Source organism: Shewanella sp. KJ2020 (assembly GCF_024197625.1).
Taxonomy (GTDB): domain Bacteria; phylum Pseudomonadota; class Gammaproteobacteria; order Enterobacterales; family Shewanellaceae; genus Shewanella.
Genome location: NZ_JAKUKD010000002.1, coordinates 213780 through 237432, shown reverse-complemented (window position 1 = coordinate 237432; position 23653 = coordinate 213780). Strand labels below are relative to the sequence as shown.

At 46.9% G+C, this 23653-nt stretch carries 17 protein-coding genes and 2 pseudogenes; 10 read left to right on the top strand and 9 right to left on the bottom strand.

Annotated features, from left to right (window positions below; translation table 11 throughout):
* Positions 1 to 27: 27 nt before the first annotated feature.
* From MJO46_RS01300 to MJO46_RS01290, 3 genes are all read left to right on the top strand, one after another.
* The gene (locus tag MJO46_RS01300; RefSeq protein ID WP_253987773.1) at positions 28 to 633 is read left to right on the top strand and encodes a hypothetical protein; all 606 of its coding nucleotides are present in this window, start codon (positions 28 to 30) and stop codon (positions 631 to 633) included.
* A gap of 84 nt (positions 634 to 717) precedes the next feature.
* Positions 718 to 4215 (top strand): transcription-repair coupling factor, encoded by a 3498-nt coding sequence (gene mfd, locus MJO46_RS01295; RefSeq protein WP_253987772.1) that lies wholly within the window; start codon positions 718 to 720, stop codon positions 4213 to 4215.
* Positions 4215 to 5231 carry a peptidoglycan binding protein CsiV gene (locus MJO46_RS01290; RefSeq protein ID WP_253987771.1) on the top strand — a complete coding sequence of 339 codons (1017 nt, stop codon included), beginning with the start codon at positions 4215 to 4217 and terminating at the stop codon, positions 5229 to 5231. The genes mfd and MJO46_RS01290 overlap by 1 nt, the downstream gene beginning before the upstream one ends.
* Before the next feature lie 105 nt (positions 5232 to 5336).
* On the opposite strand, the gene MJO46_RS01285 is transcribed toward MJO46_RS01290, so the two are convergent.
* A complete protein-coding gene (locus tag MJO46_RS01285; RefSeq protein ID WP_253987770.1) occupies positions 5337 to 5612 on the bottom strand; it encodes an acylphosphatase in 276 nt (91 codons plus the stop codon).
* 335 nt (positions 5613 to 5947) lie between these two features.
* Here MJO46_RS01285 and MJO46_RS01280 point away from each other — a divergent pair.
* Positions 5948 to 6177 (top strand): annotated as a pseudogene (locus MJO46_RS01280) (transposase); the annotation flags it as partial.
* Positions 6178 to 6842: 665 nt separating this feature from the next.
* Positions 6843 to 6986 carry a hypothetical protein gene (locus MJO46_RS01275; RefSeq protein ID WP_253987769.1) on the top strand — a complete coding sequence of 48 codons (144 nt, stop codon included), beginning with the start codon at positions 6843 to 6845 and terminating at the stop codon, positions 6984 to 6986.
* A gap of 604 nt (positions 6987 to 7590) precedes the next feature.
* On the opposite strand, the pseudogene MJO46_RS01270 reads toward MJO46_RS01275, so the two are convergent.
* Positions 7591 to 7995 (bottom strand): annotated as a pseudogene (locus tag MJO46_RS01270) (group II intron maturase-specific domain-containing protein); the annotation flags it as partial.
* Between the two features lie 134 nt (positions 7996 to 8129).
* Here MJO46_RS01270 and MJO46_RS01265 point away from each other — a divergent pair.
* Positions 8130 to 9164 carry a transposase gene (locus MJO46_RS01265; protein ID WP_253987768.1) on the top strand — a complete coding sequence of 345 codons (1035 nt, stop codon included), beginning with the start codon at positions 8130 to 8132 and terminating at the stop codon, positions 9162 to 9164.
* Between the two features lie 507 nt (positions 9165 to 9671).
* On the opposite strand, the gene ycfP is transcribed toward MJO46_RS01265, so the two are convergent.
* Both ycfP and nagZ read right to left on the bottom strand, forming a co-directional pair.
* Positions 9672 to 10211 carry an alpha/beta hydrolase YcfP gene (gene ycfP / locus MJO46_RS01260; RefSeq protein WP_253987767.1) on the bottom strand — a complete coding sequence of 180 codons (540 nt, stop codon included), beginning with the start codon at positions 10209 to 10211 and terminating at the stop codon, positions 9672 to 9674.
* A gap of 93 nt (positions 10212 to 10304) precedes the next feature.
* A complete protein-coding gene (gene nagZ, locus MJO46_RS01255) occupies positions 10305 to 11333 on the bottom strand; it encodes a beta-N-acetylhexosaminidase (protein ID WP_253987766.1) in 1029 nt (342 codons plus the stop codon).
* A 387-nt stretch (positions 11334 to 11720) separates the two neighbouring features.
* Here nagZ and MJO46_RS01250 point away from each other — a divergent pair, with 387 nt between their 5' ends.
* Positions 11721 to 13097, top strand: a complete 1377-nt coding sequence (locus MJO46_RS01250) for an L-serine ammonia-lyase (protein ID WP_253987765.1) — start codon at positions 11721 to 11723, stop codon at positions 13095 to 13097.
* A gap of 118 nt (positions 13098 to 13215) precedes the next feature.
* On the opposite strand, the gene fghA is transcribed toward MJO46_RS01250, so the two are convergent.
* Positions 13216 to 14058 (bottom strand): S-formylglutathione hydrolase, encoded by an 843-nt coding sequence (fghA, locus tag MJO46_RS01245; RefSeq protein ID WP_253987764.1) that lies wholly within the window; start codon positions 14056 to 14058, stop codon positions 13216 to 13218.
* Between the two features lie 148 nt (positions 14059 to 14206).
* Positions 14207 to 15346 carry an S-(hydroxymethyl)glutathione dehydrogenase/class III alcohol dehydrogenase gene (locus tag MJO46_RS01240; protein ID WP_253987763.1) on the bottom strand — a complete coding sequence of 380 codons (1140 nt, stop codon included), beginning with the start codon at positions 15344 to 15346 and terminating at the stop codon, positions 14207 to 14209.
* Between the two features lie 160 nt (positions 15347 to 15506).
* On the opposite strand from MJO46_RS01240, the gene MJO46_RS01235 reads away from it, so the two are divergent.
* Complete coding sequence (locus MJO46_RS01235) at positions 15507 to 16385, top strand: LysR family transcriptional regulator (protein ID WP_253987762.1); 879 nt, start codon at positions 15507 to 15509, stop codon at positions 16383 to 16385.
* Positions 16386 to 16430: 45 nt separating this feature from the next.
* On the opposite strand, the gene MJO46_RS01230 is transcribed toward MJO46_RS01235, so the two are convergent.
* Positions 16431 to 17720 carry an FAD-binding oxidoreductase gene (locus MJO46_RS01230; protein WP_253987761.1) on the bottom strand — a complete coding sequence of 430 codons (1290 nt, stop codon included), beginning with the start codon at positions 17718 to 17720 and terminating at the stop codon, positions 16431 to 16433.
* A 356-nt stretch (positions 17721 to 18076) separates the two neighbouring features.
* Between MJO46_RS01230 and MJO46_RS01225 the strand changes: the two genes are divergently transcribed.
* Together MJO46_RS01225 and MJO46_RS01220 are read left to right on the top strand one after the other, a co-directional pair.
* Positions 18077 to 18694 carry a DUF938 domain-containing protein gene (locus MJO46_RS01225; RefSeq protein WP_253987760.1) on the top strand — a complete coding sequence of 206 codons (618 nt, stop codon included), beginning with the start codon at positions 18077 to 18079 and terminating at the stop codon, positions 18692 to 18694.
* 170 nt (positions 18695 to 18864) lie between these two features.
* Positions 18865 to 19878: a D-alanine--D-alanine ligase gene (locus MJO46_RS01220; RefSeq protein ID WP_253987759.1), complete on the top strand. Its 1014-nt coding sequence runs from the start codon at positions 18865 to 18867 to the stop codon at positions 19876 to 19878.
* 153 nt (positions 19879 to 20031) lie between these two features.
* Here MJO46_RS01220 and MJO46_RS01215 read toward each other — a convergent pair whose 3' ends face one another.
* Entirely contained in the window at positions 20032 to 22272 is a 2241-nt protein-coding gene (locus tag MJO46_RS01215) for an EAL domain-containing protein (RefSeq protein WP_253987758.1), read from the bottom strand.
* A gap of 139 nt (positions 22273 to 22411) precedes the next feature.
* Positions 22412 to 23626, bottom strand: coding sequence for an RsmB/NOP family class I SAM-dependent RNA methyltransferase (locus MJO46_RS01210; protein WP_253987757.1), 1215 nt, complete (start codon positions 23624 to 23626; stop codon positions 22412 to 22414).
* Positions 23627 to 23653 lie beyond the last annotated feature (27 nt).

Below are 23653 nucleotides of genomic sequence, written 5' to 3'. Positions count from 1 at the left end.
TAAGTCCTATAAATAAAGAGGCAAGCCTTGTTCACTGACTCTAATCCCTATTTTAGTGTGCCTCACCCCTTCACGGCTTACCTAAGCCCTTGGCCACAAAATCAACCTTTACCCAGTGAAATCGCATTAAGATCAATGCAATCCCTTGGAATACAACTGCTAAGTGAAGTCAAGGAACTCGAGGCCAGTTGTCTGCTACAACTGCGCCATTTAGATAATGAAGCTAAGGTCGTGGTGGACTTTTTAAAGTTGCAATCCCGCAAAGTGGACTTAGTGCTACAACATGTGCTCGAGAAAGAAGTGCAAGATGGGGATAAATTGCTTGGCTGCCAATTTGGCGGCAGTGGCATAAGGCTTATCAGCCCGACCCCACTTCCCCTTGGAGAGCATTTTAAAACCACGCTTTTTATTCACGATGAATTGATCGCCATTTTATGTTTTGTAAAGGTCTTGGCAAATCATCTGGATAGCACTCATCAAGCCGCAAATCCCTCAGCACCCGAGCAATATTTTATTGACCTCGAATTTAGCAAGATCCTCGACGCCGATGTCGAGCAACTGGTTAAAGCCAGCCTTACCGTACAACAAAAGCAGCTAAAACTTCGCAAATTAGCGAGGGATGGGCGCGAATAAGCACAGACTTTTCACTGGCACCTCGGCCTTTAAGTCACTACAATGTCTGCAACTTTTTGTGAATGAATCGTTTATCCCACACCAATGACTCACATTTCAGCCTTAACTCCACCCGTCGTCAAAAAGAGTACTCAAGTGCAAACCCTGTCCTGCATTGCGGGAGTTTGCCAAGCCGTAACACTGGCCAGTGTTGTCCGCCAACATAAAGGCACAACGCTTGTCGTCAGCAGTGATACGCCCAGTGCCTTGAGTCTAGAATCAGAACTCAACTATTTACTGAGCGCCGATGGTATTAAGGTCCGTTTATTCCCCGATAGGGAAACCTTGCCCTACGATAGTTTTTCGCCCCATCAGGATCTGATCTCCCAGCGTTTAGAGACACTCTCACAGATCACTCAGGCCGAACACAGTGTAGTCATAGTGCCAGTCAGCACCCTGATGATGCGACTGCCGCCAAAATCCTTTTTGAGTGCAAATGTCTTTGTGCTGAAAAAAGGCGATAAATATCAATTACAAGATGTACGACAACACTTAACCGATACAGGCTATCACTTAGTCGAGCAAGTATACGAGCACGGTGAGTTTGCGATTCGCGGGTCAATTTTAGACATCTTCCCGACGGGCGTGAATATGCCGCTGCGTATCGAGCTATTTGATGATGAAGTGGAAACCATTCGCCATTTCGATCCCGAAACCCAGCGCTCGTCCACCCCTGTCGATGCGGTGCGCCTATTACCGGCCAAAGAGTTTCCCACCGACAGCGCCGCCATCGAAGGTTTTAGGCAGAGATACCGCCGCCGTTTCGAAGTCATAGTCAAAGAGCCAGAATCCGTTTACCAATTGGTGAGCCGTAATCTGATGCCCGCGGGGATTGAAAACTATCTGCCGCTATTTTTTGATGACATTGCGACCCTGTTCGATTACCTCCCCAAGGACACCCAGCTTGTCACCTTAGGTGATATTGAAAAGTCGGCTCGCGCCCATTTGCAGGAGGTCGAAACCCGCTACCAAGACAGACGTGTCGATCCTTTGCGGCCACTGCTTGCGCCTAAAGAGCTGTATTTACTGATAGAAGAGTTATTTGCAGCCTTTAAACCCCTGCCCCGTTATCAGTTTATTGCACCCAGTTTGGGAGCCATCGACGATAAGGGCTCGATGATCGATGCCCAGTTATTACCCGACATCAGTGCCAATCACAAATTAAAACAACCCCTATTGGCATTGCAGGATTACGCTCAAAGTGCACCGCGCATTCTATTCAGTGCCGAATCCGAAGGGCGGCGTGAGGCTCTGTTCGAACTTTTAGGCAAAATCCAACTTAAACCCACCTTATTTAGCCATTTTAATGAGTTTATTCAAAGCGATGCTAAATTAGGACTCATAGTTTCGCCGCTATCACGGGGCTGTTTGCTTAAGCTCAATGCAAGGGATGCGGTCAGCATTATTTGTGAAACCGAGCTTTTTGGACACCGCATTTCCCAGCAGCGCCGCCGGGAAAAACAGCGTCAGATCAGCAATGATGCCCTGATTAAAAACCTCGCCGAACTCAAAGTAGGCCAGCCCATAGTGCACCTAGAGCACGGAGTGGCCTTGTATCAAGGACTTATCACCTTAGATACGGGCGGTCTGGTGGCGGAATACCTGCAATTGGAATACGCAGGGGGCGATAAACTCTATGTGCCCGTCTCGAATCTGCACCTTATTAGTCGCTACAGCATGGGGGCCGATGGCGATGCGCACCTAAATAAACTCGGCAACGAGACGTGGGCCAAGGCAAAAAATAAAGCCATTGAAAAAATCCGTGATGTGGCGGCGGAGTTGCTGGACGTTTATGCCCGGCGTCAGGCTCGTCCGGGTGAAAGCTGCGCGATTGACGAAGAGGAATACGCCCAATTTGCCCAAGGTTTCCCCTTTGAGGAGACTGTCGATCAAGAGAGTGCCATTCATGCAGTATTAGCGGATATGCAATCGCCAACCGCCATGGACAGATTGGTGTGCGGCGATGTGGGCTTTGGTAAAACCGAAGTGGCCATGCGCGCCGCCTTTGTGGCCGTCAATGCTGGCAAACAAGTGGTTGTCCTCGTGCCGACCACACTGCTTGCCCAGCAACATTATGAAAACTTTAAGGACAGATTCGCCGACTGGCCAGTTGTTACCGAAGTCATGTCTCGTTTTAGAACGGCTAAAGAGCAAGACCATGTGCTTAAGCAACTTGAAGAAGGCAAAGTCGATATCGTTATTGGTACACATAAGTTACTGCAATCCCAAGTGAAATTTGAAAACTTAGGCTTGCTTATCATAGATGAAGAACACAGATTCGGTGTGCGCCAAAAGGAAAAAATCAAAGCGTTGCGGGCCAATGTGGATATTTTAACCCTGACGGCAACGCCGATCCCGCGCACCTTAAACATGGCCATGTCGGGCATGCGTGATTTATCGATTATTGCCACTCCGCCTGCCAAACGCTTAGCCGTCAAAACCTTTGTGCGTGAATTCGATCTCGCCACAGTGCGCGAAGCCATACTGCGGGAAATCCTCCGTGGTGGCCAAGTGTATTATCTGCATAACAATGTCGAAACCATCGAAAAATGCGCCCAGGATATTATCGATTTACTGCCCGAGGCCCGGGTAGTCGTCGCCCATGGGCAAATGCGAGAGCGGGATCTTGAGCGGGTGATGTCAGATTTTTACCATCAAAGATTCAACGTCTTAGTCTGTACCACTATTATCGAAACTGGTATCGACGTGCCCAGTGCTAATACTATTATTATTGAGCGCGCCGATACCTTTGGTCTAGCGCAATTGCATCAGCTGCGTGGCCGTGTCGGGCGCTCGCACCATCAGGCCTATGCCTATTTAATGACGCCGCACCCTAAACGTATGACCAGTGATGCGCGTAAACGCTTAGAAGCCATTGATGCCCTCGAAGATCTCGGTGCAGGCTTTATGCTGGCCACTCAAGATTTAGAGATCCGCGGCGCCGGTGAACTCTTAGGCGATGAGCAGAGCGGCCATATCTCTAAGATTGGCTTTAGCTTGTATATGGAAATGCTTGAATCTGCGGTCAAGGCACTTAAAGAAGGTAAAGAACCGTCGCTCGCGCAAATGCTGAATCAGCAATGTGAAATAGAACTGAGGATCCCAGCACTACTCCCAGAGGCTTATGTGGGCGATGTGAATATTCGTCTATCCTTGTATAAACGGATCGCGGGCTGCGAAACAGAGGCGGCGCTCGACGAGTTAAAGGTCGAACTTATCGACCGTTTTGGTTTACTGCCCGAGGCCACTAAAAATCTGATGGAAATGACCCTCTATAAGCATCAGGCAACCCGCCTAGGCGCAACCAAAATTGAAGTGCATGCCACGGGTGGTAGTATCGAATTTAGCAATGACCATGTGATCGACCCAGGCTTTATTATTGGATTACTCCAAAGCCAGCCACAAATCTATCGAATGGAAGGGCCGAATAAGTTAAAGTTCAGCCTTCCCGCTGAAACGGCGAAGGATAGGCTCGCTTTAGTCAAACTCTTGCTCGAACAACTATCTCAACATCAATCGCAACATCGTCTTGGAGATAAATAGTGTTACGTCAACTCGCGGTCTCTATCGCTACACTCATTGCGCTCTCACACAGCCAGCTTGCCCGCGCTGAAGCCTGGTTCGAGGTGGAAATCTATGTGTTTGAACGCCAAAGCCAAACAACCGAGCAATGGCCAAATGCCCCCATTGCCACCAACACCCATAATGCCATAGACCTTATTTCTCCCCTTGTTGCCCAAGTTGTCACCCCTATGGGTTCTGCAGCACCCCCCTGCACGCTCGTGTTTGATGCCGATGCCAATAGCCACTGCGCAGAGCAACTCAACGCCGATGGCACAACTGTGGATAACTTCAACAGCGATGGCACATCGGCTCCTGCAGCGATAAACACAGCCGCCACTGAATACCGCTATCCATCGACTATTCCATCGGAAATCGGTAACAACAATACGGCTAATACGTCCTCCGGTGCTGATGCCCGACTACTCCCCAGCAGCAAAGGGCAATTTGCAAGCATCATCAGTAGTTTATCGAGGGAACGTGGTAATCGCAGCCTATTGCATATGACATGGCAACAACCTATGCGCAGTAAGAGTGGCGCAGTGCCTATCCGTTTATTTGCCGGTAAAGACTTCTCTGGTACCTACCATTTCGATGGCCGCAAAATTGCGGAGCAAGCATTAAACGAACCCATGTTAAATGCCGACGGAACCCCAATGCCCATACCAACGGTATCACCCGTTTGGGAACTAGATGGCACGCTTAATATTTATTTAAATCATTATTTATATATCGAAACCGCCTTAAATCTGCGTAAAGAAGGCAGAAAATTAATGGCCGTTGAAAATACTGATTTGGCTGCCACAACTCCACAGCCTAAGGTGATGACACCTTATTTAATGGCGATCCCACTCGAACAAAATCGTCGGGTAAAGAGTGAGGAAATCCATTACTTAGATCATCCCGAAATGGGCATGGTGATCCAAATTCGTAAGATGGCACAACCGAGCAATCCCGTTGGCCAAGATGCGGGAGTGGCACAAACCGTCCAGTATTAATTATGTAAACGTGGGATAGCCAATGGCAGTCAAGGTTGTTAACTGGCTATCCCTGTTCGCACTTTCCACTGTGTATTTCGCAATAAAACGGGCTAATACACCAAGCTAAGATTGCACAATCGAAAAGTCGAGGTAGATATCATCGGCTTTATCTTCACCCACAGTCACTGTGAGTCCCTCGGTGCAGGGCACACCCACTTCGCACCAGGCAATCAAATTATTCACCGCAATATCACTGCCTTGGGCTAACACCTCAACACTGCCATCACTACAATTGGTCACATAACCTGTCACGCCTAAGGCCCTCGCCTTTGTCAGTGTCGCATGCCGACATCCCACACCTTGCACTTTTCCGGTCAAACGAATTAATACTCGCTTCATTTCACGCCCCTTTTCCACGCGTCTTATTATTGGATTAAGCATAGCCGCAATTATCCAGAGGCTAAGTGTTAACCTCTGGATCTGTAGAGCAAAAAACAAACAAATATTATTTTTAGGCAAAAAAAACAGCTAACAAGACTGCTGTTAGCTGTGTCGGGCGACATACGCAAAGGGATATCCAATTACTGGACAAAGATAGCATTAACTCTGTAGCATTTTGTTACAAAATGACAAGGGTCGCTACTTTACACAATAAATAATTATTTTCAAGAGTTTGAAAAATAAACCCATCCAGACTTAATCAATATAATGCTTTTAGCTGAGGATCTGCTTGCGATCTGCTAGGTGATACAGGACTAATCATTCGCAAAGATAAATGTGGCCCCATCTGTGGAAATAGTGACAAGTTACTGACAAGATTAAATATCCCCATGATAACTGGCTCAAACTTACCACTGAGTTTGGCAAATTATTTCATGGCCCTGTGGGCACGTTGCAAGAACTCACCGATTACAGCGAACACTTAGAAAAGCGGCGACGGCATCTACAGCACACGGAAGTGTAAATGCCACGTTCACATGGTCAATGATGTTCCCGACATCATAGTGACATTTCCCATATCCCTATGGGTCTAATGTGAAAGAGCGGCTATGCCGTCAACGGTCACTGTTGTAACAATGCCGATCCTAACTAACACTTCTGCTGTTCGTTTAGCTAAAAGCTATTGCCCCATTCGTCGTTGGCAAAGTGACATCTAGCTAACTCCTACATAAGAACATTGACCCAATTTTAGTAATGCTAAAGAGTTCTGGCCTTATTCGATATCAACCGCAATTACCCTAACCAATGAGAAAATGTGGTACGAGTGTCAGCCTGAATACGGGGCTAAAATGCTATCAATCGAGGTCAATAATGAGTCGAAAGTGAGCGTAAAAGAATGAGAAAGCTAAAACGATATCAAGCAATTACCCATCAAACTGCATAAAAAACGCTATCGCAAAAAAGCAAATTCCTATAGCATCATTTTTACCAATTGACTTGGATGTGGCAGCGGCCATATTTGAGATTTAGTCAACAAGCGATTTATGCCCTGCAAACAGCGTAGCGCATAAATACTAAGACGTTATTTGTCATGAGGGACTATGAGCAATCCTCTAAATAAAGACTCAAAAATGGAGTGTGGTAGGCACGGTCTACGGAGGCCTGCGTTTATTTGCAAGCATCTCCAGCATGGCGAACGCGTTGGTTTTTTTGAACCTGAAGATGAGCCCGATCCAGCGTGGCCATTTAAAAGCGCTTGGTGTTCAGATTGTGAAGCTGTCGCTATTGAGCAAGGGGGCTGGAATGATGTCTCTGAAGGTTTTGCTCAAGTAATGCTAATCTGCGAGGGATGCTATGAAGAAATTAAGCGCCGAAATACATAATAAAAAGTTCAAAATCAGCAGCTTCACAACTTTCAACCTCCAAGCTGCAGCGCAGTTTTCCGGCCCCTTAACGCGGCGTTAGGTGTCTGGGTGAAGACATGAAACTTAATAGTTTAATTTTAGTATGCTCATTAACATTTCTTGGATGTGAGTCAAATAACTCATCATCTCAAGAAGTTGATGGCGTTAAAATTATCGGCCTTATCTCGGAGGCTACTGCTCGCGACTTAATCACTTTGTCAATGATGTGCTCTGATCTTAGTTGTCTGGGTAACAAGAAAGAATCTGTGCCTCAGTGGTTGAAAGGTTATTCGAAAATTGGGTATATAAGTCTAGAAAGTAAGAATGTGTATAAGGTCTGGGTTAGAACTCATGATCATGCTTATCTAGCGCTATATTTTACGCAAAAAGAAAATGGATTTGAATTGAGTAGCTTCGGCTTCGGTGAATTGAACTAGCACACCTAATCGGGTAGCCGGAGGTATTTAGCCTCCAGCCTCCACACTACCCTGCATGCGGCTCCGCACAGGGCGGTTCATTTAGAAACACCTAACCTAAACGTTCTGGTTAGGATAATGAACTGCGATCCATCTCTCAGTGAATACAATCCTGCTCTCTTAAGATACTCGTTACTCAGCGCTTGCTGTATTCCTGGTGTTTTCGAGCTTCGCCATAGCCCTTTGCTTGTAATTCCACAGGCAACGGCCGCTTGAATCCTGACGCCACATTTGAGTAAGTTTTGTACCTTACCGTGGCTTTCGCCATTGACGCCAGTAGCACATACGTACTCGACGACGGATCCAGTGGTCTAAATCGACACACCCTTTGTAAGCGTTGGCTATGCCAAAGTAGTTGATCCAACCTTGCATGTACTGCCGCACTTTAAACAGCTGATAACTCATACTCACGCCCCAGTTCCGGTTCGTTAGTCGTCTCATCTTTTGTTTAAAAATGTGTAATTTTTTAACATGTTTCCAAAAATTTTCAGCAAAAATTTTCAAAAAATTTTCAGGACAGGCATATCTTTTTGTATTTTCCTGCCCCCTTCTACTAGGCTTTAAATTATTCTGATGTTGTCTGTGTGGAGTTTGTGATGACCTCGGCCAGAAGACAGTTAATTGATGCCAATGCAACGCCCTTCTATCATGTGATAAATCGTTGTGTTCGTAGGGCTTTTTTATGTGGCGAGGATAAACTCACAGGTCGCAGTTATGGACATAGACGTGGCTGGATTGTGGATAAAATCAAGGCATTATCTGCGATTTTCTGTATTGATATCTGTGCCTATGCCGTGATGAATAATCACTATCATTTAGTGCTTAAAATTGATGTCGACAATGCTAAATCATTAACGCAAAAAGATATTATCAGCCGCTGGTGTCAAATCACTAAGGGCCACGCTGTCGCCTCTAAGTATATGAATGGTGATGCGTTAATCGACGGTGAAGTGATGTTACTTGATGCATTACTTGCCGAGTGGCATGAACGCTTATCCAGCATATCTTGGTTTATGCGCTGTTTAAATGAAGAAATTGCCCGTAAGGCCAATCGTGAAGATGAATGCAAAGGAGCGTTTTGGGAAGGCCGATTTAAGTCGCAAGCACTGTTAGATGAACAAGCTCTACTGGCCTGCATGATGTATGTGGATTTAAATCCAATCAGGGCGGGGATTGCCAATTCTTTGCAATCCTCTGATTTTACATCAATTCAAGAGCGGATTAACTCGCTAGCCCCGCAAGATAACGCTTTTCCCTCACTTAACACACTGTCTCAATCCGCAAATAAACGACCGCAAACAACACACCAATCCCTCGTCAAATTTAATGGTTCAACACATCTAAGCCAGCAATCTGGCATTCCGTGTCATTTTGCTGATTATCTCGAATTGATTGATTGGACTGGCAGAGCGATTCGCCTTGATAAAAAAGGTTATATTGATAATCAGCGGCCAAAACTGCTCCGTGAATTAGGTATTGCGCCCGATGCTTGGCTCACTTCAGCAAAGGAATTTCGTCGTCAATACAGTGGTATAAGCGGTCGGTGGGATGCAATGTGTGAATTCAAAAAGCAACATCACAGCGGACATTGGTGTAAAGGCAAAGCGTCAAGCCAAGCGTTACATCCTTAAGCTCTGCATGTTTTTGGTCTTAACAAAACGGCTTTTCTAAAGCATTTATAACTAAATTTTATAAAAAGTTAGTGTTAGATCTAGTCTTTATAACCTACAGGTTACGCGTGCGCTCGAAAGGCGTGCCATGGTGATTAGCGAGACGACCGTTCGCCCCATGGACGGGGCGGTCGAGCATCCAAGGATGGACTGGCTGCGAGTCGGTGAGTGAATGCCATGGCAAGCCTAAATGCGTGGATACCAGTCAACGCTAAACCTCTAAAACCCAAAACCCAAGTTGCCTATACCCCGCACTGGTTACCAACAAATTTCTATCCAAAACTAACATAGTCAATTTTACAATCTAGAGCCCTCAATGTGCCCTACTTAAAAATATCCCCAATAGTCACAATGTCCGTCAGATGAAGTATCAAAGCCAAAACCATAAGGCGGAACAGCCGATAAGATAAATCCACTCCCCTCTTTAATATAAAAAGAGGAGCGGTACTTTTACCCAATCGATATAAATTAAGCCAATTTAAAGGCTTTTATTTTGGGGAGATGTGCGGCGAGCTGGGGGAATTTATGGGGCTGAACGTCATCCCATTCAATCGAATAATAGGGTTTTAATTCACTAGCGAGTTGCTGATTATCGAACACTCCATCATTGACAGAAAAGATACACATGGCTCTTTGGGTGTTTTTAAGTCGAAATTGCGATACACACTTATTGGCAATATCGGCATATTCTTCAGGGCGGTCAATCTTACCCTGCATATTCTCTTCGGGGTGCAAGTTAGGATTAATTAGCACAGATTTAAGGCCGTTTAAAAATCCAATGCGCTCGGCCCAATATCCCCCGAGCCCAACACCAACCATCAAAGGCGCTGGGTCGTCGGTATATTGCATCTGCTTCGCGACTTCCTTGAGCAGATGCTGCATATCATGTCTAGGGTGTAATGTGCTGTAACTTAATAAACGCACATCGGGGTCAATAAACTGCAACTGCCGCATTTTCTCATGATTACCAGGGCTAGTAGCATCAAATCCGTGAAGATAGAAAATCATATCAAGGCCTTTTAACTGTGTGAGATAACGCGGGTTGTTAACGAGTGACACCCTTTACCCTAGCAAAAGTTTACGCAATAACCTTGCGTTGCATCAAACTTTTTCCTGTTGTGCCAAACAAATTTGCTCCGCCAACTGCTTTGCATTTTCCCAGCGGACACTATTCTCCAACGCCAACGCCGTTTGAGCCGCATTAGGCTTGAGCAAACTGGCGGGATATTGGGGTGCCGCCTCGGGCCAAACAAAGCCCTCTAACAGTGACATCACACCCGGATTATCATTACAGACTAAAATCATGTCACAGCCCGCATCCAATGCCGCCTGTGCGCGGCCAAGGTAATCACCAGCAAATGAGGCGCCCTTCATGCCTAAATCATCGGAGAAAATCACCCCTTTAAAGCCCAGTTCCCCACGTAACACCCGTTGCAGCCAATAAGGTGAAAAACCTGCAGGATTAGGATCAATCTTAGGGTAAATTACATGGGCAGGCATGATCCCAGATAATTGTCCTTTCGCTATCAACGCCTTAAAGGGCAAAATATCTTTATTAAAGATAGCTTCGGCTTCGCGATCATCTATGGGTTGGGCGATATGTGAGTCGGCGGCAACACTGCCATGGCCGGGGAAATGTTTACCCACGGCGCCCATACCAGCTGCGGCCATGCCAGCAATAAAGCTTTCGGCCAACTCAATCACCTCAGCAGGCTCAGGGCTAAAGCTGCGTTTACCTATCACTTGGCTGATACCATTCAGATCCAGCACTGGCGCAAAACTTAAATCGATATCGCAGGCTAATAGCTCAATGGCCATTAAGAAACCGAGTTCACAGGCCCAACGTTTTGCCAGTGTCATATCGCCTTTAGCGGCAGGTAAAATATCCCCCATCGCCGGAATTAGCGTAAAACCATCCCGAAAACGCTGCACCCGGCCACCTTCATGGTCAACGGCGATCAGAATGTCGGGGCGGATTTGGCGGATCTGTTGTACCAGACGGATCAACTGATCACGGCTCGAAAAATTGCGGGAAAATAGAATTAAGCCACCCACCTGTGGATGGCTAAGCATCGCAGCTTCAGCCTCACTGACATCCACCGAGAGCAAATCCAACATTAAATAACTCATACTTCTCCCTAAAAATATTCATTCATACTCAAAAAATAACCACAATAGCCAAAGTCAGTGTGTGTCACACAAATCACCAAAAAAGCGAACTATTCACTATCACAGCCCTTTTAAAACCGACAATATTACCCTTTGGCAGGGTAAACCGACATGGCGAGTTAAGCTCAACTTATCCGAAGACTTTCAAATCAAAAAAACTAATGTGAATTGTCGCATGGTTCTATGTGATACTGATAGCAAGAGTATCACACAAGCAGATCCCGTCGAAAAGCTGCCTGCAGTTTGCCAGAGTTTACGTCAACAAGGCTAGCCTGCTTTATACCGGACGGCGAGCAATCCCGTGGGCTCAGACTAGAATAAAAAGTAAGACACAACAGGACTTCAACCATGATTAGCGTATTTGATATGTTCAAGATCGGCATTGGCCCTTCGAGTTCACATACTGTCGGCCCAATGAAAGCGGGCAAAATTTTTATGCAGCACCTCGCCGACGGCGATCTTATTTCCCAAGTGGATGAACTAAGAGCCGAACTCTTTGGCTCCCTCGGACAAACAGGTAAAGGCCACGGTACAGGTAAAGCGGTTATTTTAGGCCTGATGGGTGAAGATCCTGAAACCGTAGAGACCGACAGCATAGATGGCATCCTTGAGCATGTCTCTAAGAGTGAAACCCTGACACTCAGCACAGGTAAAATCGTTAAATTTACCCGTGAAGACGGTATCACCTACCACAGACGTAAAACCCTGCCAGCCCACGCCAATGCGATGACCTTATACGCCTATAGCAAAGACAAATGCATTTTCGAACGCACTTACTATTCTGTCGGCGGCGGCTTTATCTTAGATGAAGATGAAATTAGCCAACGCAATGCTTCACCGGCATCACAAATTGAATCGGCACCTTTTGATTTTGTGAGTGCGGCTCACTTACTGGAATTATGTGGCGAACAAGGTCTTAGCATTTCTTCTTTGATGATGGCGAACGAACTGAGTTTAGCCAGCGAAGAGGAAGTCAAAGCCAAGCTGTGGAATATTTGGCAGACGATGAAAACCTGTATCGAACGCGGTTATCAGAAGGAAGGTATTTTACCCGGAGGCCTAAAACTGCGTCGCCGCGCCCCTGCGCTATACCGCCGCCTGAAAGCCGAAGGCCGTAACAATGTCGATCCATTAACCGCTATGGATTGGGTCGATTTATTCGCCCTGTCGGTCAACGAGCAAAATGCCGCTGGCGATCGCGTAGTGACAGCACCCACAAACGGCGCAGCTGGGATTATTCCTGCGGTTTTATGCTATTACGATACCTTCGTACAAGAAGTGGATATCGATGTCTGCGCCCGTTATCTATTAACTGCTGCTGCGATTGGTATTTTGTACAAGAAAAATGCCTCAATTTCTGGCGCCGAAGTCGGTTGCCAAGGTGAAGTGGGCGTGGCCTGTTCTATGGCCGCTGGCGCTCTGACTGAAATCATGGGAGGCACGGTTGAGCACGTTGAAAACGCGGCTGAAATCGGCATGGAACATAACTTAGGTTTAACCTGCGATCCCGTGGGCGGCCTAGTGCAAGTACCTTGTATCGAACGTAATGCCATGGGCGCGATCAAAGCGATCAACGCCTCGCGTATGGCCTTACGCGGTGACGGTAACCATAAGGTTTCACTGGATAAAGTGATCAAAACCATGATGGATACAGGCAAAGATATGCGCAGCAAATACAAAGAAACTGCCAAAGGTGGTTTAGCGGTCAACATTGTTGAGTGCTAAGTGCTGAGTGTTAATTCACTTTCGCTAACCGCTTAAATAGCACCATAAAAAATGCCGCAACTCACTGAGTAGCGGCATTTTTGTTTTAGCGCATCGGCATGACTGCTGAATCGGCTATTTAAGGCTTAAAGTACAAGCTATGGAACTTAAGGTGCTCTTCAATAAAGCTGGCGATAAAGTAGTAGCTGTGGTCGTACCCCGGCTGCATCCGCACATCTAAGGGATAACCCTTAGCATGGGCAATATCCACCAGCGATTGTGGCATCAATTGGGTGTCTAAAAAGCTGTCGGCTTCACCTTGGTCAATCAGGACTGGCACTTCACTAATCGCGAGCTTAAGCAATTCACAGGCATCGTACTGGCGCCAATGTTCACGATTTTCACCTAAATACTCGCTAAAGGCTTTAATGCCCCAAGGCGCATTACTTGGATTCGAAATCGGGCTAAAGGCCGAAATGGAGCTATATCTGTGTGGGTTACTCAGACCAATCACCAAAGCCCCATGGCCGCCCATAGAATGGCCGGATATGGCGCGCTGGGTAGTCACAGGAAAATGCGCTTCAATCAACGCGGGCAACTCGTGGACGATATAATCGTACATTTTGTAATGGCGATTCCACGGCGCCTTAGTGGCATTAAGGTAAAACCCAGCGCCTAAACCTAAATCGTAGGCTTTATCCGCCGCATCGGGCACATCGTCACCGCGAGGGCTGGTATCGGGGGCGACAATCGCCATCCCAAGTTCAGCCGCCATGCGCTGGGCACCCGCCTTCTGCATAAAGTTTTCATCGGTGCAGGTTAGACCTGAGAGCCAATACAGCACAGGCACAGGTTTATTCACCGCTTCTGGCGGCAGATAAATAGCAAAGCGCATCTCGCAGTTTAACGACTGAGATTGATGGCGATATTGCTTATGCCAACCGCCGAAACTCTTGTTACAACTGATATTTTCTATGGTCATACAAGTCCTTTTAAGCTCAATCTGTTAGCGCTTGTCTTAGCGTTAGTCATCTGCTCAGTTGGCAACACAGCAGACAGATTTGCCCCTGTCTGCTGGTCTGTCACCTCTAGATGATTAGATGATGCATCAACTTAAAATGCAAAATCGCTTATTTATCAAAATGGATCACGCTACGGATGCTCTTACCTTGGTGCATCAGCTCGAACGCTTCATTGATTTGCTCAAGCCCCATAGTATGGGTGATAAAATCATCGAGCTTAAACTCACCGGCTAAATAACGCTCAACAATGTGGGGCAGTTCAGAGCGCCCTTTCACGCCGCCAAAGGCAGAACCGCGCCATACTCGGCCCGTAACAAGCTGGAATGGACGGGTTGAAATCTCTTGTCCTGCGCCAGCAACACCGATGATCACCGACTCACCCCAGCCCTTATGGCAACACTCTAAGGCGCTGCGCATCACGTTGACGTTACCGATACACTCGAATGAGTAATCTACGCCGCCATCGGTCATCTCAACAATGACGTCTTGAATAGGCTTATCGAAATTCTTTGGATTGATGCAATCGGTCGCGCCGAGTTTTTTGGCTAACTCAAACTTTGACTCGTTGATATCAATCGCGATAATGCGGCTGGCTTTAGCCATAGTCGCCCCAATGACCGCCGATAAACCGATACCGCCGAGGCCAAAAATCGCCACGGTCGCGCCCTCTTCCACTTTGGCCGTGTTCATCACAGCGCCCATACCTGTAGTTACGCCGCAACCCAGCAGACAAATTTCTTCTAATGGCGCGCTTTTATTGACTTTAGCCAATGAGATCTCAGGTAACACAGTATATTCAGAGAAGGTCGAGCAGCCCATGTAATGGAAAATAGGCTTGCCATCGAGATAAAAACGCGTAGTGCCATCGGGCATTAAGCCTTTACCTTGGGTCGCCCGAATTTTTTGGCATAGGTTCGTCTTGCCCGATAGACAGAACTTACACTCGCCGCACTCTGGGGTATAAAGTGGGATCACATGATCACCCACTTGTACGCTGGTCACGCCCTCGCCCACTTGCTCAACGATACCGCCGCCTTCGTGACCTAGAATCGCAGGAAATACCCCTTCAGGATCATCACCGCTCAGGGTAAAGGCATCCGTGTGGCACACGCCTGTGGCGACAATGCGCACTAAGACTTCGCCCGCTTTAGGCAGCATCACATCCACTTCTTCAATTTTTAGTGGCTGGCCCGGCCCCCAAGCAACGGCGGCCTTTGATTTAATAAACTGTGGTGCTTGATTTGACATGTTAATTCCTTCCTCTGGTATGCAGTGACTCGTATCCCCAAAAACGGCTGGACTATATAAAGGGGCTATATAAAGGGGCTATAGATAAACCTGATTGTATTTATTTCCTAATGATTGATAATCTAGCATTCTTGCAATTCATTTTTACCGAGTAACAATAATGTATCTCTGGGATGGTATTTCTGAGTTTGTCGCCGTGGCCGAGACGGAAAGCTTTACCTTGGCCTCACAGCGCCTCAATATTTCTATCGCCCACGTAAGTCGCCAAATCACGGCATTGGAAAATCGCCTCGGCACAAAACTCTTTTACCGCACCACCCGCAAAGTATCGCTCACCGAAGAAGGTACGATTTATTATCGCCATTGCCGCCAATTACAAACGGGGTTAGAAGAAGCCGAGCGCGCCATTTCAAACCTAAAGGACTCACCCCAAGGCTTAGTCAAACTCACGGCGCCCGTCGCCTATGGCGAGAAGTTTATCATGCCGTTACTCAATGATTTTATGGTGCAATATCCAAGTATTGAGTTTAGCGTTGACCTCACCAATCGCACCTTGGACTTGATTGAAGGCGGTTATGATCTAGCGATTCGCCTCGGCAAACTTGCCGACTCTAGCCTGATGGCCAAACCGCTTAGCAGTCGCACTCACTATGTGGCGGCCTCACCCAGTTATGTGGAAAAATACGGTCAGCCCCATACCTTATCCGAACTCAATCAACACAATTGTTTGATCGGGAATCATAATTACTGGCGCTTTGTGGAAAATGGCCGCGAGCGCAATATTAAAGTGCGCGGCAATCTCAACTGTAACAGCGGCTACGCCTTAAGGGATGCGGCGCTTAAGGGCATTGGAATAGTACAACTGCCTGATTATTATATTGAAGAAGATATTCAAGCCGGACGTTTACTCTCCTTACTGGACGGTCACCGCGAAGCCAAAGAAGGCATTTGGGCACTCTATCCACAAAACCGCCATTTATCGGCCAAGGTCCGCGTATTAGTCGATTACCTTGCCGAAAAACTCATCGAACAAAATTAAGTGATGTTTGAGCCGATTGATTGGTAGCAGGCAACACGGCGCGAACTAACGCCAATTTTCCCGCATGGTGTAATACAACATGCCTAAGGCAAGCGCTTGATTGCCAAACCATTCATTTAACGGGATGCGGGTATGGCGCATGGCGGCAAACAAGTCAAACTCACGCAGTTGTCCATCCATCGCATTGGCCATGATCTCGGCCATAATGTGCGATGTCGCCACACCGTGCCCAGAATAGCCTTGGCAATAGAATACATTAGGCGACACTTTACCGAGCTGCGGGATACGATTAATCACAATGCCCGCCATTCCGGCCCAGGCAAATTCGATATCCACCCCCTTTAATTGTGGAAAGGTGCGCTCAATTGCGGGCCGCAGTTCCGCCGCCACATTTTTAGGATCGCGGCCGCTGTAATTAGTGCCGCCGCCGAACATCAGCCGTTTATCTGCGGTAAGGCGATAATAATCCAATACAAAGCGGCAATCGTACACGGCTAAATCCTGCGGATTAAGTTGCAAAGCGATCTCATCGGGCAAAATTGCCGTGGCGCAATTGCCCAAAGATGCAGGAAACAACATGCCGCGCAGTTTTGAACGGGCGAGTTTATGGTAGGCATTCCCCGCGATCAGCACACTGTTGGCGCGCACTTTGCCATTGGCGGTAATAACGGTAGCAAGATCGCCCTCCTTAATATCAAGTACGGGTGAGTGTTCAAAGATTAATGCCCCAAGACCTGCTGCGGCGCGAGCTTCACCCAGGCATAGATTAACTGAGTGCAAATGCATGTTGCGCCGATTGACTAAGCCACCGTGATACAAGGGCGAGCCTAAATAGGCGGGCATTTCATCGGCGGATACCAGCGTCATAAATTCACCCATGCCGCGGCGCTGCGCCTCATCATGCATACCCCTAAGCTCCTGCATGTGCTTTGGCTGGTAGGCGGTTTGGATATGACCAAACTTTAAATCACAGTCGATGCCGTACTTGGCCACCCGATTTTTAATAATGTCGTGACCGCGCCAACGCATATTCCACACATAATCTTCAGCTTCACTGCCAATCTGGCGGCGCAGCTGTTTTGTCATCGCAACATCGCCGGACAAACTGCCCGTCACCTGCCCACCGTTGCGTCCGGTCGCGCCCCACGCAATTTTATTGGCTTCAATAAGCGCCACTTTGTAGCCCTTCTCGGATAACTCCAGCGCCGTTGCCACACCGGTAAACCCGCCACCGACAATGGCTACATCGACTCGAATGTCGCCTTCAAGCACAGGATAATCAGACTCTTGGTTAATGGTGGCATTGTAGTAGGAGGCACAGCGTTCTGCGGGCATAACATTCCTTTGGCAAAAAGTCGTCGGTAATAGTGTTTAAGTCTTGATAGTGGCAGCCGATCAGTACCAGTATCCGAGGATGGCAAGCTTAATTTGTTTTATATTTTTTACACTTGTTCAATATTGCGAGTATAACTAAGTTCAAAATGACGTCAAGGAGGGATATAGAGACTTACGCTTTCCCCTCGCTTGGGTTAGGCTACTAGCTTAGGTTATAGGGCGATACCGACACTTTCCACTCTTCATACTCCCACTCTTAGCCCTGCCAGTGGGAATGAATAGAGATATCCAATTCAAGCGGCAATACAAGATACTTAAAATTTAATAAAACAAACCAATAGGTTAAAAATTATATTATGTTAGCACTGCCCTTTTCCCAAGCCTGTGAAAACAACAAAGCGCCAATTCTAGCCCTGTTAACACAGGCCTTTTCCCAAAGCCAACATGTGCTCGAAATTGGCAGTGGCACGGCGCAACATGCCGTTTATTTTGCGGCTAATCTACCCCATCTGATTTGGCAAACCAGCGATCAGCTTGAGTATCTTGAGGCTATCAAAGCCAGATGCGAGCAGGAAGCCCTGTTACCAAACCCCGCGTCAAATATACGCTTACCGCTCTGCCTTGATGTCACCCAGCCATGGCCAACCCATAGTCTCTCGCCCGATATTGATGCGGTATTCACCGCTAATACCTTACATATTATGAGTAAAGAGATGGTGGAAGCCTTTTTTAGCGGCCTAGGCGCCAATCTGCCGCAGCTAAACACCCTGTGCATTTATGGTCCCTTCAACTATCAAGGCCAATTTACCAGTGACAGCAATCGCCAGTTTGATGCATTTTTGAGGCAACGTGACCCCGCAAGTGGGATCCGGGATATTGAATGGATCTGTACGCTAGCAAATGCACAAGGTTTTTCGCTCAGACAGGATTTTTCCATGCCGGCCAATAATCGTTTGCTGCATTTTAGTCGCTAAGCCAAAGCGCCCTTGGAATATGCTGCGTTAAAATTCACCACTCGATCACTGTCCTATGCCACAGCCCTTGCGCTGATGGGGATAAGAAAACTAAGATGGCAACGCTATGTTATAGGATGCAGGATAAGCGTTCGCTACCCGCTCCGATTTTGCTCACTTGAGGAATCCCAATGTCTAAGATCAATCTACTTTTGCTGTGCGGCGGTGGAAGTGCGGAACACGATATTTCCCTAATGTCGGCTAATTATTTTGAAACCTCATTGGCAAAATCCGATCAGTTTTCCGTCCTACGCGTTGAGCTGGATAAATTTGGCCAGTACCGCACCGCGGCGGGTGACGATTGTGAACTCACGAATAACCGTGAGATCCGCTTTCGTGATGAAACGAAAGCCCCTTGGCCAGTGGATTATGTTATTCCTTGCATCCACGGTTATCCCGGGGAAACCGGCGATATTCAATCCTATTTTAATTTGATCCAATTGCCCTATTTTGGCTGTGAATCCGAAGCCAGCAGTAATTGTTTCAATAAAATCACCGCCAAAATGTGGTTCTCTGCCCTAGGCATTCCTAACACGCCTTATATCTTCTTAAATCAATACGATGAGGAAGCGATTGCCCAAACCCAGGCAGTGCTCGAAAACTGGGGTTCCATTTTCGTCAAAGCCGCATCCCAAGGCTCTTCTGTGGGTTGCTATAAAGTGGATGACAGCAGTAAAGTGAGCAAAGTGCTCAAGGATGCCTTTGGTTACGCCCCCTATGTTGTGGTTGAAAAAACGATTAAGGCGAGGGAGTTAGAAGTCGCGGTATACGAATACAAGGGTGAAATTGTGGCAACGCTGCCGGGTGAGATCATCTGCGACAGCAATACATTTTATACCTTCGATGAAAAGTACGCCAAGAACAGCAAGGCCCGCACCGATGTGGTTGCGCAAAATGTGCCAGCTGAGATCAGCGATCAAATTCGTGCCTATGCCATTAAAGCCTTTACTGGTATGAAGCTGCGTCACCTATCGCGTATTGACTTTTTCTTAACCGCTGACAATGAAATTTTACTAAATGAAATCAATACCTTTCCAGGTTTAACTCCGATTTCAATGTTCCCTAAAATGCTGCAAAATCACGGGCACGATTTCACTGACTATTTAAGTGTGGTGATCAACAGTCAACTGACGCCTAAAGCCTAATGCACTAAATTGCAGATTTAAAAACGAAGCTGCGGGCTTTAAAATATAAGTTGCTGGTTTTAAAAAATAATCTACTGTTTTAAAGCATAAAGAGCGCCCTTAGGCGCTCTTTCTTTTTTAATGGAACAAATTCAGATAAAGGGAAAAACCTTTCTAGGCTTGCTTAGCCAGCAATTCAAAAAAAGCCGCCTTAGTCATAGGTTTATAGAATAGATAACCTTGGATCTCTTGAATATGATTGGCGACCACAAACCTCAGCTGCGATTCATTCTCCACCCCTTCCGCCGTGACACTGAGGTTTAGCGCATGGCTCAAACGCACTATAGCCTCCACTAACGCCTCATGCCGTTCACCCTCTTCTAGTCGGTCGATAAAGCTTTTATCTATCTTAATCTGATCTATCGGAAAGTTGGCTAAATAGGATAAAGAGGAGTAGCCAGTACCAAAATCATCTAGGGCAATTTTTACGCCTCTGCCACGTAACTCATTCAGTACTTTGATTAAATGCACATGCTGCTTCATCAACAGCGATTCAGTGATCTCCAGCGTAATTAACTCGTAGGGAAAATCCACTCGGCCTAAATCATCAATAATATCGGCGAAGGAGTCACAAAACTCATCCTGCAACTCATGGGACCAAAACTCAAAGGTAGAGACGTTAATGGCTAAACTGATGGGCCAGCCCTGGGCCTGCATCTCTAAAATGGTTTCCATCACGCTCCGGCGGACATTACGACCAATATCCACGATTAAACCGCTATTCTCGGCGATAGGGATAAACTCAGCGGGGGGGATAAATTGACCCTCATGTTGCCAACGCAATAACACCTCGGCCCGCACAATTAAGCCAGTACTTGCATTAACAATAGGTTGGAAATAAAGCTCAAATGCCTTTTGATCTAAAGCTTGCTTAAGCAGAGTGTGTAAATTGGCGATTCGCTCCGCATTTTGCTGCATTTGCTCGGTAAAAAAATGATAACGATTGCGCCCATTTGCCTTAGAAATATACATGGCCTGATCCGCGCAGTTTAACAATTGCTCTAAATCGAGCGCATCCTCCGGAAAACGTGCGATCCCGATACTGACAGAGCTATAAACGCCTTTATCCTTAGATAATTCATAGCGGCGATAAACCTGCTTATTAATGGTCTCAGCAAGCTGTGAAAGCTCTTTTTGGGTCACCACACCCGGTAATATCAACGCAAACTCATCTCCCCCAAGGCGAGAAAATACTATGCTGTCATTCAAGCAAGCCTTAATTTGCTCGACAACTTGGATCAATAGCATGTCGCCTTTGTCGTGCCCATAGGTATCGTTAACTTGCTTAAAATTATCTAAGTCCATCAACATAAAGCTAAAACCTGGGGTTAAACTGTCGGCGGTAATCAGCTCTTGGATTTGCCGGAATAAGGCATTACGGTTGGCAAGCCCAGTAAGGGAATCATTATTAGCTTGGTATTTAATCAACTGTGCCGCTTTCTTGCGCTCACTAATATCCGAAAATAGCCAAGCAAAGCCATTTTGAGTGCTGTGGGGTTCACGAAATACGGTTACGGTAAGATCGAGATGAAAATGTTCACCATTGCCCCGCAGGCCAATTAACTCACCCTGCCACATTTTTCCTTCGGCAAGATGCTGAAACAGCATATCGACTTCATGGGGCTCTGAAGGTGAGAGGAATAAAGCGGGATTAAACTCAAGGGAAACAAGTGCTTGGGGTTGGACAATTTGGCTAAATGCCCGGTTGGCATATAGCACATTATTAGACGCATTGGTGATCACTAAGGCTAAAGGGAGGCGATCAAATATATTCACGGCTAATCGCTGGAATTCCATAGAACGGCTACGTTCTATGGCAAGGCTGGCTAATCTTGCGGCCTCGGCAATTAAGGTTAAATCCTGTGTTGTAGGGGATTTAACTTCATCATAGTACATAGCAAAGGTCCCCAGCACTTTGCCATGACTATCTTTGATAGGTTCAGACCAACAGGACTTAAGGCCCGCACTCAGTGGGATAGTTTTATACTTCTCCCAAAAGGGATGATTAGCGATATCTTCAACAATCACCCTTTCACCCGTAAAAGCGGCGGTACCACAGGAGCCTACATCAGGACCTATCTCAACCCCATGAATAGCTTGATTATAATTATCGGGTAAATGGGGAGCTGCGCCAAAGAGCAAGCGTTTACCATCCTCGCTGAGTAACAGAACGGATGCACGAGTACCAATACGCTGTGCTTCAATTTTAAGCACAAGCGCGTGGAGAATTTCACCGAGGGGGGCGCCGTTAAGCAACATAGAGAGAATGCCGCTATAACATTCAAGACTCACATCATGGTCTAGTATGAGTGGGATCCCATCGAGTTTCACTGAGACATTAATGCCTTCGTCCATACATCCCTTAATTGTTTAGCGGGCAGATAAACTGTTACTAAGGTCAGCAACCTTTGTAAACTAAGGGTGAATTTTAGGCACTAAGGCGCCCCAAAGCAACCTTTTAACTCAGGGAGTACGGGCTTTAGGGCGAAGGTGATTACTCTTGAATGCGTTCCAATTTAGCCAGATAAAAACCATCAAAGCCCGTATCCGCTGGGCTAATCGTTTCATCTTCAATTAAGCGAAAGTTTGGATTCTCAGCCAAAAATGCGTCTATTTGACCACGATTTTCACAGGGAAAGATTGAACAGGTGGCATAAACCACTATCCCACCCACTTTAACCATTCGGCTGTAGCTATTGAGAATGTGTTTTTGCAGGTCCATCAGTACGGGTAAACGCTCGGCAGTATCGCGCCATTTTGCATCGGGATTACGTTTCAACACGCCTAATCCAGAGCATGGCACATCGAGCAGAACCCGATCAGCGGTCAATTTTAACCTTTTAATAGTCTTGCTACTGGCAATGAGGCGCGTCTCCACATTGTGGGCACCATTACGACGGGCACGTTCTTTGAGTTTATCGAGCTTCCATTGCTCCACATCCATGGCCAGCAAACGCCCTTTGCCCTGCATTTGCGCGGCTATGTGTAAGGTTTTACCGCCGGCGCCGGCGCAGGCATCGATGACTCTCATGCCAGGTTTGGCATCCAGCGCAGCCGCAACTCGCTGTGAGCCAGCATCTTGCTGCTCAAACAAACCCTCTTTAAAGCTATTAGTACGGAACAACGCCGAGTCAGAGGTCACCTCAAGCGCAGAATCGACTTCAGGTACCACCAGCGTACTCACATATTCTGCGGCAAGTTTTTGGGCTAATTCTTCACGGGTCACTTTTAGGCCGTTAACCCGTAAAAAACGCTTTGGCGCCATGCTTAAAGCCGCCCGTTCCTTTTGCCATCCATCGCCTAACTGCTCATGCCCCATAGCATCGAGCCACTCGGGACAACCGTCCCACAGCACAGGTTTGCCTTTAGCTTGTTCGATACGCTCGGCAAGGCGGGCATTGTCCACTGGCAGTGAATACTGCATTTTAGGTAAATCAAGATTGTGAAATAAATGCCAAGCGTTCAGTAATTTAGAACCGAATCGCTCCATTTCATCTGGGCTAATTTCCGCGAGAAAACAGTAAAGATTCAAGCGGCGCAGAATATCTCCGGTCACTAGGGCGATTCGAGCCTGTTCGGCGGGCACAAGTTGCAACCCAGAAAAATGCTGAGAATAAGCCCGATCTAGGGGTTTTCCTTGGCTCAACACCATAGTTAAGATACTGATCACTAATTCGTTCGAGCTGGCAGAAAGCGGAGAATTCAACATTTAAAGGTCACCGTGAATGATAAAACC

What these genes read in the sequence shown, in the direction of transcription:
- MJO46_RS01215 (WP_253987758.1), bottom strand. Translation starts at nt 22,272, where the DNA reads ATGGACGAAGGCATTAATGTCTCAGTGAAACTCGATGGGATCCCACTC.
- MJO46_RS01225 (WP_253987760.1), top strand. Translation starts at nt 18,077, where the DNA reads ATGTTAGCACTGCCCTTTTCCCAAGCCTGTGAAAACAACAAAGCGCCA.
- MJO46_RS01210 (WP_253987757.1), bottom strand. Translation starts at nt 23,626, where the DNA reads ATGTTGAATTCTCCGCTTTCTGCCAGCTCGAACGAATTAGTGATCAGT.
- MJO46_RS01250 (WP_253987765.1), top strand. Translation starts at nt 11,721, where the DNA reads ATGATTAGCGTATTTGATATGTTCAAGATCGGCATTGGCCCTTCGAGT.
- mfd (WP_253987772.1), top strand. Translation starts at nt 718, where the DNA reads ATGACTCACATTTCAGCCTTAACTCCACCCGTCGTCAAAAAGAGTACT.
- MJO46_RS01240 (WP_253987763.1), bottom strand. Translation starts at nt 15,346, where the DNA reads ATGTCAAATCAAGCACCACAGTTTATTAAATCAAAGGCCGCCGTTGCT.
- nagZ (WP_253987766.1), bottom strand. Translation starts at nt 11,333, where the DNA reads ATGAGTTATTTAATGTTGGATTTGCTCTCGGTGGATGTCAGTGAGGCT.
- fghA (WP_253987764.1), bottom strand. Translation starts at nt 14,058, where the DNA reads ATGACCATAGAAAATATCAGTTGTAACAAGAGTTTCGGCGGTTGGCAT.
- MJO46_RS01285 (WP_253987770.1), bottom strand. Translation starts at nt 5,612, where the DNA reads ATGAAGCGAGTATTAATTCGTTTGACCGGAAAAGTGCAAGGTGTGGGA.
- MJO46_RS01265 (WP_253987768.1), top strand. Translation starts at nt 8,130, where the DNA reads ATGACCTCGGCCAGAAGACAGTTAATTGATGCCAATGCAACGCCCTTC.
- ycfP (WP_253987767.1), bottom strand. Translation starts at nt 10,211, where the DNA reads ATGATTTTCTATCTTCACGGATTTGATGCTACTAGCCCTGGTAATCAT.
- MJO46_RS01275 (WP_253987769.1), top strand. Translation starts at nt 6,843, where the DNA reads ATGGCGAACGCGTTGGTTTTTTTGAACCTGAAGATGAGCCCGATCCAG.
- MJO46_RS01235 (WP_253987762.1), top strand. Translation starts at nt 15,507, where the DNA reads ATGTATCTCTGGGATGGTATTTCTGAGTTTGTCGCCGTGGCCGAGACG.
- MJO46_RS01220 (WP_253987759.1), top strand. Translation starts at nt 18,865, where the DNA reads ATGTCTAAGATCAATCTACTTTTGCTGTGCGGCGGTGGAAGTGCGGAA.
- MJO46_RS01230 (WP_253987761.1), bottom strand. Translation starts at nt 17,720, where the DNA reads ATGCCCGCAGAACGCTGTGCCTCCTACTACAATGCCACCATTAACCAA.